The organism is Pseudomonas sp. HAR-UPW-AIA-41, from assembly GCF_002304225.1.
Lineage (GTDB): Bacteria > Pseudomonadota > Gammaproteobacteria > Pseudomonadales > Pseudomonadaceae > Aquipseudomonas.
In genome coordinates this window covers 826,711-840,032 of the sequence record NZ_NSLB01000001.1, presented here as the reverse complement: position 1 = coordinate 840,032, position 13,322 = coordinate 826,711, and the positions used below count along the sequence as shown (strand labels likewise).

Here is a 13,322-nt window from a genome sequence, read left to right as displayed (position 1 = left end):
GCATTTGCTGGACACAGGGAAGGCCCGCCTCCCCTGCAGCGCACCTGAACACCGACCAAGAGAGTCGTGTGTGCCGACCGCCGCTTCCGGATAGCCCGGAGACCGAACGGTACTACATGAAAAGAATGCTGATTAACGCAACTCAACCTGAAGAGTTGCGTGTTGCTCTGGTAGATGGCCAGAAGCTCTATGACCTGGATATCGAATCCGGTGCTCGTGAGCAGAAGAAGGCCAACATCTACAAGGGCCGCATTACTCGCGTCGAACCCAGCCTCGAGGCTGCCTTCGTCGACTTCGGCGCCGAGCGCCACGGCTTCCTGCCGCTCAAGGAAATCTCCCGCGAATACTTCACCAAGGCCCCCGAAGGCCGCGTCAACATCAAGGAAGTCCTGAAGGAAGGCCAGGAAGTCATCGTTCAGGTGGAGAAGGAAGAGCGCGGCAACAAAGGCGCTGCCCTGACCACCTTCATCAGCCTGGCCGGCCGCTATCTGGTGCTGATGCCGAACAACCCGCGCGCCGGTGGCATCTCCCGCCGCATCGAGGGTGAGGAGCGCAACGAACTGCGTGAGGCTCTGAACGGCCTCAACGCACCGGCCGACATGGGCCTGATCGTGCGCACCGCAGGTCTTGGCCGCTCCAGCGAAGAACTGCAGTGGGACCTCGACTACCTGTTGCAACTGTGGAGCGCCATCAAGGACGCCTCGGGCGAGAAAAGCGCGCCGTTCCTGATTTATCAGGAATCCAACGTCATCATCCGCGCCATCCGCGACTACCTGCGCCAGGACATCGGTGAAGTTCTGGTCGACAGCGTCGAGGCCCAGGAAGAAGCCCTGTCCTTCATCCAGCAGGTCATGCCGCAGTACGCCAGCAAGATCAAGCTATACGAAGACAGCGTGCCGCTGTTCAACCGCTTCCAGATCGAAAGCCAGATCGAAACCGCCTTCCAGCGCGAAGTGAAGCTGCCGTCCGGCGGCTCCATCGTCATCGACCCGACCGAAGCCCTGGTGTCCATCGACATCAACTCGGCGCGCGCGACCAAAGGCGGCGACATCGAAGAAACCGCCCTGCAGACCAACCTGGAAGCGGCCGAAGAAATCGCCCGCCAGCTGCGCCTGCGTGATATCGGCGGCCTGATCGTCATCGACTTCATCGATATGACTCCAGCCAAGAACCAGCGCGCTGTGGAAGAAAAAGTCCGCGAAGCCCTGGAAGCCGACCGCGCCCGCGTCCAGGTCGGCCGCATTTCGCGCTTCGGTCTGCTGGAAATGTCCCGTCAGCGCCTGCGTCCGTCCCTCGGCGAGACCAGCGGCATCGTCTGCCCGCGCTGCAACGGTCAGGGCATCATCCGCGACGTCGAATCCCTGTCGCTGGCCATCCTGCGCCTGATCGAAGAAGAAGCGCTGAAGGATCGTACCGCCGAGGTTCGCGCCCAGGTGCCGATCCCGGTTGCCGCCTTCCTGCTCAACGAGAAGCGCAACGCCATCACCAAGATCGAGCTGCGCACCCGCGCGCGCATCATCATTCTGCCGAACGACCATCTCGAAACGCCGCACTTCGAAGTGCAGCGTCTGCGCGATGACAGCCCGGAAGTCATGGCCGGCCTGTCGAGCTACGAAATGGCCCCGAGCGAAGCGGAAGATGCCCAGCCGGTCAGCGCCACCCGCACCCTGGTTCGCCAGGAAGCCGCAGTAAAAACCGTAGCGCCGAGCCAGCCGGCTCCTGCTGCTACCCCGGCGCCGGCTCCGGCCGCTCTGGCTCCGCAGCCTGCTACCGAGCCGAGCCTGTTCAAGGGCCTGGTTAAATCGCTGGTCAGCCTGTTCGCCAGCAAGGAAGAACAACCGGTAGCTGCTGCTCCGGCCGAACCGGCTCCGCGTCAGCCGCAGCGCAGTGAGCGCCGCGACGGCCGCAGCCAGAATCGCCGCCGTGACGGCCGCCGCGATGAAGAGCGCAAACCACGTGAAGAGCGCGGCAACCGCGAAGAACGTGGCGAACGCCAGCCGCGTGAAGAGCGTCAGCCGCGCGAAGGCCAGGAAGCCCGTCGTGAGCGCGCCCCGCGCGAAGAGCGCCAACCGCGTGAAGGCCAGGAAGGTCGCCGCGAGCGTGCCCCGCGTGAGGAGCGTCAGCCTCGCGAAGAGCGTGCCGAACGTGCTCCTCGCGAAGAGCGCCAGGCCGCGTGAAGAACGCGCTCCACGTGAAGAGCGTCAGCCTCGTGAAGAGCGTGCCGAGCGCGCCCCGCGCGAAGAGCGTCAACCACGCGAAGGCCGCCAGCCGCGTGAAGAGCGCCAGCTGCGTCCGATCCTGGATGCCGCCCCGGTAGCCGAGGAAGAACTGCCGAACGAAGAGCTGCTGCAGGATGAGGGCATCGAAGGCGCAGAAGGCAGCGAAGGTGATCGCCCACGCCGCCGCTCGCGTGGCCAGCGCCGTCGCAGCAACCGTCGTGACCGTCAGCGCGAAGCCGGTATTGATGTGGCAGAAGAGAGTGGCGAGAGCGCTGCCGCTGCCGCCTCTGCCGACAGCACTGTAGTGGCCGCCAGCGTCGCTGCCGTTGTCAGCGAGGTCATTGAAGCCGCCGCAGAAGCACAGACCAGCAGCGTTGAAGTCAGCCAGCCTGCTGCCGAAGCCAACGTTGTCAGCGAAGAGCCGGCCAGCCCGGTTCAAGCAGCCAGCGCAGCAGAACCAGAGCAAAGCCAGACTGAGCCAGCAGTGGCGCATGAAGCCGCACCTGCCCCGGCCGCTGTTGAGCCGACTGTTGAAGTAGTAGCGGTCCAGGCTGAGGCACCTGCCCCGGCAGAAAGCGCTGTCGAGGCTGCGCCTGTTGTCGCCAGCGAGGTCATCGCTCCGGCAATCGTGGCGGAAACCGGGCGTGCACTGAACGACCCGCGCGAGCGTCGTCGTCAGCGCCTGGAAGCCGAGCGCCTGGCCCGTGAGGCCGCCGAAGCCGCCAAGGCAGCGCCGGTAGCTGCCGAGGTTGTCGCCGAAGTGGTTGAAACAGCGGTGGATACCAGCGTCAGCAGTGAGCAGCCAGCCGTGGCCGAAGCAGCAGTAGCGGCTGTCGAACAAACGCCTGTCACAGCTGAAGCAGTCAGCGCCGAGCCGCAGCCTGTTGCGCTCAGCGCCGATGAAGCCGAAGTAGAAAAGCCGCAGGTCTAATCACCCGCGTAATGAAAAAGGGGGATGCCACAAGCATCCCCCTTTTTTATATCTGCTGCCGGACCACTCAGGTCTACCCCCACGCCTCCGAGTCCCCTCATGAGCCTAATCAGCCAGCTGCTCATGCTGTTTATCAGCGCCTTCGGTGCCGCCACCCTGCTGCCGCTGCAGTCGGAAGCGTTGCTGGTCGCCCTGCTGATGGACCGACCACAAGCACTCTGGCTGCTGCTGACAGTCGCCAGCCTGGGCAATATTCTTGGCTCGCTGGTGAACTGGTGGCTGGGCCGCTACCTGCTGCATCTGCGTGACCGCCGCTGGTTTCCGCTCAACCCCGCGCAACTGCTGCGGGCACAACAGTGGTATGGCCGTTACGGTCACTGGAGCCTGCTGCTGAGCTGGATGCCGATCATTGGCGACCCCCTGACACTAATCGCCGGCACCCTGCGCGAACCGCTGTGGCGTTTTCTTCTGCTGGTTACTCTGGCCAAGGCCGGGCGTTATCTGCTGCTCTGCGCCCTGACGCTCGGCTGGAGCTGAGCCCCCGCCAGCAGCCATTTGAGCAGACTGAAATACCCCAGTAGTGACAGCGCCACCAGCACAACCAGCAGCCACTGCAGCGCACTCGGCGGCTCAAAGGCGAACAACGGCGCCACCGCCGGCACACCACACACCAGCAGCACCCCGGCCAGCGTTGCCGTCAGCACCCACAGACCGGTTCGCGACAAACCACCGAACATCGCCCGCCAACCGAGCCGAGCCGAGCGACAGGCGAAGATCAGCAGTGCATTGCTCAGCACCAGCGCACTGAACGCCATGCCGCGCGCGACCTCGACCGCCACACCGTAACGCAGGCTGCCACCATACAGCACAGCCACCGCCACACCGACACCCGCGCCCTGCAACAGACTCATCAGCACATGCGCCCTACTCACTAACGCTTCTGTCAGCGGACGCGGCCGCTGCTTCATCAACTGCCGGGAGCCCGATTCAGCTTCGAACACGATCGAGCAGGCCGGATCGATGACCAGTTCGAGAAAGGCGATATGCATGGGGGCCAGCAACAGCGGCCAGCCGAACAGCAGCGGCAGGAGTGCCAGCAGAATGATCGGCACATGCACCGCCAGGGTATAGATCAGCGCCTGACGCAGGTTGGCAAAGATGCGCCGGCCCAGCGCCACCGCCCGGACAATGGCGGTGAAGTCATCCTCCAGCAGAATCAGCGCCGCCGCCTCGCGGGCCACATCGGTACCTCGTTTGCCCATGGCGATGCCGATATGCGCCGCCTTCAGTGCCGGTGCGTCGTTGACCCCGTCACCGGTCATGGCCACCACTTCGCCATTGCCCTTGAGCGCCTCGACGATGGCCAGCTTCTGCGCCGGCGAGACCCGGGCAAATACGGCACTGCGCGCCACGCAATCACTCAGCTGGATGGCCGACATGGCGGCCAGCTCCGACCCGCTGTGCACCTCTCCTGCCTGTATCCCGGCTGACTGGGCAATGGCCCGCGCAGTACGGGGGTGATCACCGGTAATCATCAGCACGCGGATGCCCGCCTGCTGACACTCGGCAATGGCCGCCGGCACCTCTTCACGCAACGGATCGAGCAGGCCGATCAGTCCGACCAGACTGAATTCGAAGTCATGCTGACACTCCGGCCAACCCAGAGCCTGGACATGCCTGGCCTTGGCCACTGCCAGCACGCGCAAGCCGACCTCGGCCATCTGCGCCGCCTGCCGCAAGACCTTGGCCTGCTCCTCGTCGTTCAAATGACACAGATCGACAATCGCCTCGGGAGCACCTTTGCAGGCTACGAACAGGGGTTCATGAGCTTGCGCCTGCCAGAGATGGGACATGGCCAGTTGCTGCGCCGACAGCTCGTACTCGCGCACCAGCGCCCAGTCGGCGTGCAGGTGCTCGGTACCACTGAGAAATTCATCGGCAAAACGCTGGAACGCCAGCTCCATCGGATCCTGCGGTGCGGTTTCGCTGGCCAGCACCGCGTATTCAAGCAACTCGTGGTAGGCCTCGGGCAGCGCCTGATCCTGCCAGGCCTGAACATCCAGATAGCCGTCCGCAACCTGCAACGCCGCTACCCGCATGCGGTTATGAGTCAGCGTGCCGGTCTTGTCGACGCACAGCACGGTGGTCTGCCCCAGCGTCTCGATACTGTTCAATTGCCGGGTCAGCACCTGATGCTGCGCCAGCCGGCGTGCGCCCAGAGCCATGAACACGATGAGGATGACCGCGAACTCCTGCGGCAGGATGCCCATGGCCAGGGTGATGCCGCTGAGCAGGCTGGCCAGCCAGCCGCTGCTCAACCACCAGTGCAGCAAAGCCAGACCGATACAGAGCAGGCCGGCCAGCAGCGTGAGGCGTCGGGTCAGGCGGGCCATTTCCTGGCGCAGCGGTGAGTCGCTGACCTCAATCGCCTGCAGCGACTGGCCAATCCGTCCCAGCTCCGTGTGCTTGCCAGTAGCCGTCACCCGCAGCACACCCTGCCCCCGCACCACCAGCGTCCCGGCATAAGCGCTGGCGCCATCGGCAAACTTGGCCACGGGCACCGATTCGCCACTGAGCATGGACTCGTCGCACGCCAGCTCATGAGCCTGCAGCAGCACACCATCGGCCGGCACGCGATCGCCCTCGGCCAGCAGCAGAATGTCGTCGCACACCACATTCGTTGCCGGGATACGCTGAGGCTGACCGTCACGGACCACCAGCGCGCGCGGACTGGACAGATCGCGCAGCGCCTCCAGCACCCGCTCGGTGCGGCGCTCCTGCAACAGGGTGATGGTCATGATGATGACCACGAAGCCCAGCAGAATCAGCGCTTCGCGGCTGTCACCCATCATCAGATACAGGCTGCCCGCGGCCAGCAGGAGGACAAACATCGGCTCGCGCAGCAACTGGCCAAGCAGAATACGCCAGCCCCGAGCCGACTCCTGCTGGCACTGATTGCCGCCTTCGGCGGCCAGACGCGCCGCCGCTTCAGCCTGGCTCAGGCCACGGGGAAATGCCTCCGGCATGGTGACTCCTGAACCAAGACCTCAATCCTGACAAGCCTAGCCGAGCAACCGTCTCAGAGCAGATTCGGCTCCATCTCCAGAGTCACGCCAAAACGCGTCTGGATATCGGCCTGAATGCGCTGGGCCAACTGATGAATCTGGCGACCGCTGGCCTGACCGTAGTTGACCAGCACCAGCGCCTGATGGCGATGGACACCGGTATCGCCTTCACGAAAGCCCTTCCAGCCGGCCTTGTCGATCAGCCAGCCGGCGGCCAGTTTGACCATTCCCTCGCCTGCCGGATAAGCCACCAGATCGGCATGCTCGGCGCGTATCCGCTCTGCCAGCGCCTGCGGCACCAGCGGATTCTTGAAAAAACTGCCGGCATTGCCCAGCTCGGCCGGATCGGGCAGTTTTTCCCGACGGATCGCGCAGATGGCCGCCCCGACGTCTTTCGCCGTTGGCTGCTCGATGCCCATTTCCAGCAGGCGCTGACGCACCGGACCGTAGTCCAGATGCAGGCTACCGGCCTGACGCAGGGCAAAACGCACACGCAGGATCAGCCAGCGCCCCTGCTCACGCTTGAACAGGCTGTCGCGATAGGCAAAGGCGCAGTCTTCCAGGGCGAAGTCGCGCAGTTCACCGGTCTGCCGGTCCAGCGCCGTCAGGCCGGCAAACACGTCCTTGATCTCGACCCCGTAGGCCCCGACATTCTGCATGGGCGCGGCGCCCACGGTCCCGGGAATCAGACTGAGGTTTTCCAGGCCCTGCAGTCCCTGCCCCAGGGTCCACTGCACAAACTCATGCCAGGGTTCGCCGGCTTCAGCCTCGACGATGACCTGTTCGCCATCACCCGGCAGCATGCGCCGCCCACGGCTGGCCATGCGCAGCACCAGCGCCGGTACATCAGCAGTCAGCAGCAGGTTGCTGCCGCCACCGATGACCAGCATCGGCACCCCCAGTTGCTGCGCGCACTGCAAGGCTTCGCGCACCTCGGCATCGCTCTGTGCCTCGGCGAAGTAACGCGCCGCCGCCTCGATGCCAAAGGTGTTGAAGGCTTTCAGCGACTGGTTTTCCCGTACGGTCAGACTCACAGGCGCCCCCGGATTTCACGGATCAGGCCGTCACAGGCGTCTTCGATCAGATCGAGCACCTGCTCGAAGCCTTGCGCACCACCGTAATAGGGGTCGGGAACTTCATCGAGAGGCGAATCATAACGGCGCAGAAAAAGATCCAGCTCCGCCCTCGGTTGTGCCGGGCGCAGGCGTTGCAGATGGGCCAGGTTATGAGCATCCATGGCCAGAATCAGGTCGAAGCGGGCAAAGTCGTCAGTTGTTACCTGACGGCCACGCAGGGGCGAAAGATCATACCCGCGACGGGAAGCGGCTTCTCGGGTACGCGGATCGGGGGCCTTGCCCACGTGCCAGTCGCCGGTGCCGGCCGAGTCCACCAGCACCTGCTTGCTCAGCCCCTGCTCCGCCAACTTGTGGCGCAGAACGCCTTCGGCCGTGGGCGAACGGCAGATATTGCCCAGACAAACAAACAGCACGTGCATCAAGGCACCTCGATCAGCTCGGGAGCCGGCCTGTGGACCGGCTCACCCCAGCGGGCTTGTGGCCCGGAGAGGGGAAAATGGTCGGTCGCAACGAACGCGACCGGCCGAATCAGGCCAGCAGACGGCGTACCCGCTCCAGGTCCTCGGGGGTATCCACCCCGGCCGGCGGCGATTGCAGGGCATCGGCCACATGGATACGCACGCCATGCCAGAGTGCCCGCAGCTGCTCCAGACACTCGGTATCCTCGAGCAGGCATGGTCCCCAGGCCACGAAATCGTGGAGAAAACCCGCGCGGTAGGCATAAATGCCGATGTGACGGCGGTATGGCACACCGGCTGGCAGCTCATCACGGCTACGGGCCAGGGCATCGCGCGCCCAAGGCAGTGGAGCACGGCTGAAGGTTAGCGCCAGGCCGTTGATGTCACTGGAAACCTTGACGGCGTTCGGATTGAACAGCGTCTCGATACTGTCGATCGGCTCGGCCAGAGTGGCAATGCCCGCCTCGGGGTGAGCCGCCAGATTGGCCGCAACCTGATCGATGATGGCCGGGGGAATCAGCGGCTCATCGCCCTGCACGTTGACCACAATGGCATCAGGGGCCAGTTGCAGCTGAGTAGCCACCTCGGCCAGGCGGTCGGTGCCGGAATTGTGCCCGGCATCGGTCAGCAGGACCTCGGCACCAAAGGCCTGGCAGGCTTCGACGATGCGCGCGTCGTCGGTGGCAATGACCACGCGGCTGGCGGCGCTTTTCTTCGCCTGTTCCCAGACATGCTGAACCATGGGCTTGCCGGCGATGTCCTGCAGCGGTTTGCCGGGCAGACGGCTGGAGGCGTAACGGGCCGGAATGACGACGGTAAAGGCAGTACTCATGCTTACTTGTCCAGGCGCTCGTCGGTGCTCAGGGTGCGCGCTTCGCTTTCCAGCATCACCGGAATGCCGTCGCGGATCGGATAGGCCAGGCCGGCGCCCTTGCTGATCAGCTCGGTCTTGTCTTCGGACAGTTGCAGCGGGCCTTTGCAGACCGGACAGGCGAGGATATCGAGCAGTTTGGGATCCATCGGGCGGTTCCTTGAATGAAGACGGCGGGTACGGTTACAGGCGTCCGGGCAGCAGTCGCTGCAGCTCCCCGTCCAGCCAGGCGATAAAGGCAGGCGATGGCTGCGCCTGCACCGCCAGGTACCACCAGTCAGGGGCGGCGAAATGGCGGCACTTAACGGCATCCTTCTCGGTCATCACCAGCGGCAGCGGCGGCGCAAAACGCAGCAGCTCGGCGCTCAGCGGCGCATGATCGGCGAATGGATGCTCGACAGGCTGCCAGTTTAACCCCTTGAGGGTGGTGAAGAAACGCTGTGGATTGCCAATGCCGGCGACAGCATGCATGGCCTGCCCCGGGGGGAAATGACTGAGCGAGACGCGCTCGCCATCGTGCAAGTTGACCAGTTCGGTGGGATTGAGACGGAAGGCAAAACCCGCCTGCGAGTCTTGCGCAGCACCGTTGAACAGACAGGCATCGACGCTCTGCAGGCGCTCGGCCGGCTCACGCAGCGGCCCCTCCGGCAGGCAGCGGCCATTGCCCAGGCCGCGCGCGGCATCAATAAGCACCAGTTCCAGATCACGGGCCAGACGGTAATGCTGCAGGCCGTCGTCACAGAGGATGAGGTCGAGATCTTCTTCCGCCAGCAGCGCGCGCACGGCCGCACTGCGGTCGGGATCGATCATCAGCGCAACGCCGCTACGCTGCACGATCAGCAGCGGTTCATCGCCCGCCTGACTGGCCGGCTGCTCGGCGCGCACCCGCCAGGGATAGCTCGGTGGCTGTGCGCCATAGCCACGGCTGACCACGCCGACCTTGAGGCCAAGACGGCGGCAATGTTCGATCAACCAGAGAATCAGCGGCGTCTTGCCGGTGCCGCCAACGGTGATGTTGCCAACCACAATGACCGGCACCGGTGCGCGGTAAGCCGGCTTGCGGCCACTGAGAAAGGCCGCGCGCTTGCCCTGCACCACCCGGCGGTACAACGCCGAGAGCGGTCTGAGTACACACAGCGCCGGATGGCCGTTGTACCAGGCCGCCAGCAGGCGATCGCCAACGCTCATGTCAGGGCTGTTCCGCCTGCGCCTCGACCGTAGTGATGCGCAGATGAGCAAAGCCGAGCTTGCCGGCCGCATCCATGGCGGTAATCACAGCCTGGTGCGGGGTCTTGGCATCGGCCGAGATCACTACCGGCAGGCTGTTGTCACCCTCGGACTCTTTCTGAAGCGCGCTCATCAGGCTCGGCAGGTCGCTTTTCAGCAGAGTCTGGCCATTGAGCGAATAGCCGCCGTCCACGCCAATCAGCACTTCCAGGGTTTTCAGTTCGCTGGGCTGCGGCGGCGTGCCGCTGGCCGCCTCGGGCAGATCAACCTTGAGCTGGGTTTCGCGGGTAAAGGTGGTGGTGACCACAAAGAACAGCAGCAGGATGAACACCACGTCGATCAACGACGCCAGGTTGATCTCGACGTTCTCCCGCGCCTTGCGCCGGAATTTCACGCCTTCCTGCCCTCTTTCTTGTCCTTCTTCGCCACTTCCGGGCTCTCGCCCATGTCGACGTCGCGGTCACCCTGCAGCACTTCAACCAGCTTGATCGCTTCCTGTTCCATGCCCACCACCAGCTCATCGACGCGGCGCTGCAGGAAACGGTGGAAGAACAGAGCCGGGATGGCGACAAACAGACCGGCCGCCGTGGTGATCAGCGCCTTGGCGATACCGCCGGCAAGCACCGAGGCATTGGCCATGTTGCTGCCCATGAAGGCACTGAAGATATCGATCATGCCCAGCACCGTGCCCAGCAGACCGAGCAGCGGGGCGATACCGGCGATGGTGCCAAGCGCATTGAGGTAGCGCTCCAGCTCATGGATCACACGGGCGGCCGCTTCCTCGATGCACTCTTTCATGATCTCGCGACCATGCTTGGAGTTGGCCAGACCGGCCGCGAGGATCTCGCCCAGCGGCGAGCTGGCACGCAGCTCCCGGAGCTTCTGACTGTTGAGCTGCTTGTCCTTGATCCACAACCACACCTGACCGAGCAGGTGGCTGGGGGTAATGCGCGCCGGGCGCAAGGTCCACAGACGTTCGGCAATGATGCCGGCTGCGGCGATCGAACACAGGATGATCGGCAGCATCATCCAGCCACCAGCTTTAACCAGCTCCCACACGGTGTGAATTCCCCTAGATCAAGCACAACACTTTTTATTGGATGACCGCTCGCCGAAGGCCTCAGCCACAGCGCGCGATCTGGGCAGAGAGACTATCACAGAGCCCTTGGCGCGCCGACGGCCTTCGTTCTCATTTTTCCTGCCAAAAGCCACCCTGCTGCCGCCAATGCAGCGCCGACCGCTGCGCACCCAGCTCAATACGTATGGCGCCTTGCAGCGCGGTGTCGTGCACCTTTGCACCAGCCTCCCGATAACGCGCCAGCACCTCGGCATGGGGATGGCCGAATGGGTTGTAGCGGCCTCGTGCCAGCAGGACATGAGGCGGTCGTGTCGCCGCCAGCAACGCAGGGGAAGAGGAAGTGCGACTGCCATGATGCGGCGCCAGCAGCCAATCCACGCTGATACCGGGATGCGCCTTGAGCCATTGCTGTTCAGCCGCGCTATCCATGTCACCGGTCAGCAGCAGGCGCTCGCCGGCGGCCTCGATGAGCAGGACACAGGAGGCACTGTTGCCCTCGCCCGCCGCCCACTGCCACTGGCTGAAACGCACGGCATTCCAGTGCCACTGGCGCACCGGGCAAGGCTGAACGGCCCAACTGGCTGGCAACTGACCGGGCTCACCACTAACCACAGCTTTAACGGGCAGGGCGTCCAGCAGCGCCTGCGCACCACCGGTATGGTCGCGGTCGGCATGACTGAGCAGCAACAGATCGAGCTGGCGCACACCGAGATAGCGCAGACTGGGCACGACAATCCGCGCTCCGGTGTCGAAACCCGGCACGGCGGGCCCGGCGTCATACAACAGCGCGTGCTCCCGGGTTCGCACCAGCACGGCCAGCCCCTGACCGACATCCAGCAACCATACCTGCGCTTCCCCCTTCGGCGGCAACGCCGTCGGCGGCCAGAACAGCGGCAGGCAGAGCAGGATACCGGGCACGCGCACAGGCAAGCCGGCGGGCAGTGTCAGGCAAACCACACCCAGTAACGCCAGAAGAACCGCCCAGCCTGGAACCGAGGGTGCGTACCAGGGAGCAATCCAGCCGGAGATGACCTGCAGCAGCCAGAAAAGACCGTGCAGCGAGGCCCCGGCCAGCCACAGCAATCCCTCGCCAAGCAGCGGAACCGGCAGACAGAGCGTTCCCAGCAGGGCCAGTGGCACACTGACAAAACTGACCCAGGGCACCGCCAGCAGATTGGCCAGCGGCGCACTCAGGCTTTGCGGCAGCCCCAGCGCCAGCAGGACCGGCAGCAGGCCCAGGGTCAGCAGCCACTGTGGACGCCAGAGCAGCTGCCAGAACGAATAACCGCCCAGCCGTCCGGCCAGCCCCCAGATCAGCCAGCCCACGGCCCCGAACGACAGCCAGAAACCAGCCTGCAGACTGGCCAATGGCTGCCAGAGCAATACCAGCAGCATCGCCAGCAGCCAGCCATCCCAGACCCGCAGCTGGCGAAAGCACCAACGCCACAGCAGGATCAGCGCCAGCATCACCAGGGCACGCTGTACCGGCACCTCCAGGCCAGCCAGAACGCCATACCCCAGGGCCGCCAGCCAGGCACCGAGGCAGGCCGGCCCAAGCCATGGCCAACCTGCCGGCCACCAGCCCAAACTCGCCAGCCCGGCGATCAGGGCATACACCAGCGCCGCCAGCAGCATCACATGCTGACCGGAAATCACCAGCAGATGCACCGTGCCGGTTGCCTGCAGCACCTGCCAGTCGGCATCACTCAGGCCACTGTCATCGCCCAGTACCAGCGCCGCGACCGCGCCTTCCCTCCACATGGCGGCGTGGCTGAGCAGACGCTGGCGCAGCTCTTCGCGCCAGCCGGCCAGCGGCACGGCGGACAGGCGCTGCCCGGCCTTGACCGAGCCCAGCGCGCCAATGCTCTGGGCGGCCAGCCAGGCCTCGTAGTCAAAACCCTGCGGATTGCTCATACCCACCGGCCGGCGCAGCTTCACTGCCAACCGCCAGCGCTCACCGGCACGCACATCGGGGGCATCGCGCCAACTCAGGCGCAGGCGGGTCGGTAAAGAGGCGCGGCGGGCGGTGGGATTTTCCAGCTGAAAACTCAGGAGCCCTTCGCGTCGCTCAGGCAGACCGCTGACCTGCCCTTCCAGCCACAGCGTGCGGCCATCCAGCTCCGGGGCCAGGCGGTCGGCCAACACGCCGTGCGCCATCAGCACCGAGCAGCAGAAGCCCAGCATAAACAGCCCCAGCCAGTACAGCCGGTAAGGCAGCAGCATCAGCGCCACGGCCAGCAGCGGCAGCAGCCAACCCAGTGGTGGCAGTTCGCTCAAGCCGCGCAGGCTGAGCAAACCGGCAATCAGCGCCAGCATCCCTGTGCGCATCGGCAATCATCCCTGTGGCCTTTCGGGTCACCGCCCTGTCACACCTTGTGACAGCCAGCGTCATGACCT

Annotated in this window: 10 protein-coding genes and 1 pseudogene; 2 read left to right on the top strand and 9 right to left on the bottom strand. The window is 64.8% G+C overall.

What is annotated here, in order from left to right; translation table 11 throughout:
• Positions 1-116: 116 nt before the first annotated feature.
• Both rne and CK486_RS03885 read left to right on the top strand, forming a co-directional pair.
• Positions 117-3,150 (top strand): annotated as a pseudogene (gene rne / locus CK486_RS03890) (ribonuclease E).
• 108 nt (positions 3,151-3,258) lie between these two features.
• On the top strand, positions 3,259-3,687 hold the full coding sequence (locus CK486_RS03885; RefSeq protein WP_371915477.1) for a YqaA family protein: 429 nt from the start codon (positions 3,259-3,261) through the stop codon (positions 3,685-3,687).
• Here CK486_RS03885 and CK486_RS03880 read toward each other — a convergent pair.
• From CK486_RS03880 to CK486_RS03840, 9 genes are all read right to left on the bottom strand, one after another.
• Entirely contained in the window at positions 3,648-6,176 is a 2,529-nt protein-coding gene (locus CK486_RS03880; RefSeq protein WP_095938951.1) for a cation-translocating P-type ATPase, read from the bottom strand. The two genes, CK486_RS03885 and CK486_RS03880, sit on opposite strands and share 40 nt — an antisense overlap.
• A 53-nt stretch (positions 6,177-6,229) precedes the next feature.
• A complete protein-coding gene (murB, locus tag CK486_RS03875) occupies positions 6,230-7,249 on the bottom strand; it encodes a UDP-N-acetylmuramate dehydrogenase (protein WP_095938950.1) in 1,020 nt (339 codons plus the stop codon).
• Entirely contained in the window at positions 7,246-7,710 is a 465-nt protein-coding gene (locus tag CK486_RS03870; protein WP_095938949.1) for a low molecular weight protein-tyrosine-phosphatase, read from the bottom strand. The genes murB and CK486_RS03870 overlap by 4 nt, the downstream gene beginning before the upstream one ends.
• A 109-nt stretch (positions 7,711-7,819) precedes the next feature.
• Positions 7,820-8,581 carry a 3-deoxy-manno-octulosonate cytidylyltransferase gene (gene kdsB / locus CK486_RS03865; protein WP_095938948.1) on the bottom strand — a complete coding sequence of 254 codons (762 nt, stop codon included), beginning with the start codon at positions 8,579-8,581 and terminating at the stop codon, positions 7,820-7,822.
• A gap of 2 nt (positions 8,582-8,583) precedes the next feature.
• Positions 8,584-8,769: a Trm112 family protein gene (locus CK486_RS03860; protein ID WP_095938947.1), complete on the bottom strand. Its 186-nt coding sequence runs from the start codon at positions 8,767-8,769 to the stop codon at positions 8,584-8,586.
• 34 nt (positions 8,770-8,803) lie between these two features.
• Positions 8,804-9,808 carry a tetraacyldisaccharide 4'-kinase gene (lpxK, locus tag CK486_RS03855; protein WP_095938946.1) on the bottom strand — a complete coding sequence of 335 codons (1,005 nt, stop codon included), beginning with the start codon at positions 9,806-9,808 and terminating at the stop codon, positions 8,804-8,806.
• A gap of 1 nt (position 9,809) precedes the next feature.
• Positions 9,810-10,241, bottom strand: a complete 432-nt coding sequence (locus CK486_RS03850) for a biopolymer transporter ExbD (RefSeq protein ID WP_095938945.1) — start codon at positions 10,239-10,241, stop codon at positions 9,810-9,812.
• The gene (locus tag CK486_RS03845; RefSeq protein ID WP_095938944.1) at positions 10,238-10,906 is read right to left on the bottom strand and encodes a MotA/TolQ/ExbB proton channel family protein; all 669 of its coding nucleotides are present in this window, start codon (positions 10,904-10,906) and stop codon (positions 10,238-10,240) included. Before CK486_RS03845 ends, CK486_RS03850 begins: the two co-directional genes overlap by 4 nt.
• Positions 10,907-11,036: 130 nt before the next feature.
• Positions 11,037-13,253: a DNA internalization-related competence protein ComEC/Rec2 gene (locus CK486_RS03840; RefSeq protein ID WP_256574350.1), complete on the bottom strand. Its 2,217-nt coding sequence runs from the start codon at positions 13,251-13,253 to the stop codon at positions 11,037-11,039.
• Positions 13,254-13,322: the final 69 nt, after the last annotated feature.

Excerpts from the sequence above, each read along its gene's own strand:
- CK486_RS03880 (WP_095938951.1), bottom strand. The coding sequence starts at position 6,176 with ATGCCGGAGGCATTTCCCCGTGGCCTGAGCCAGGCTGAAGCGGCGGCG.
- CK486_RS03870 (WP_095938949.1), bottom strand. The coding sequence starts at position 7,710 with ATGCACGTGCTGTTTGTTTGTCTGGGCAATATCTGCCGTTCGCCCACG.
- kdsB (WP_095938948.1), bottom strand. The coding sequence starts at position 8,581 with ATGAGTACTGCCTTTACCGTCGTCATTCCGGCCCGTTACGCCTCCAGC.
- CK486_RS03860 (WP_095938947.1), bottom strand. The coding sequence starts at position 8,769 with ATGGATCCCAAACTGCTCGATATCCTCGCCTGTCCGGTCTGCAAAGGC.
- lpxK (WP_095938946.1), bottom strand. The coding sequence starts at position 9,808 with ATGAGCGTTGGCGATCGCCTGCTGGCGGCCTGGTACAACGGCCATCCG.
- CK486_RS03840 (WP_256574350.1), bottom strand. The coding sequence starts at position 13,253 with ATGCGCACAGGGATGCTGGCGCTGATTGCCGGTTTGCTCAGCCTGCGC.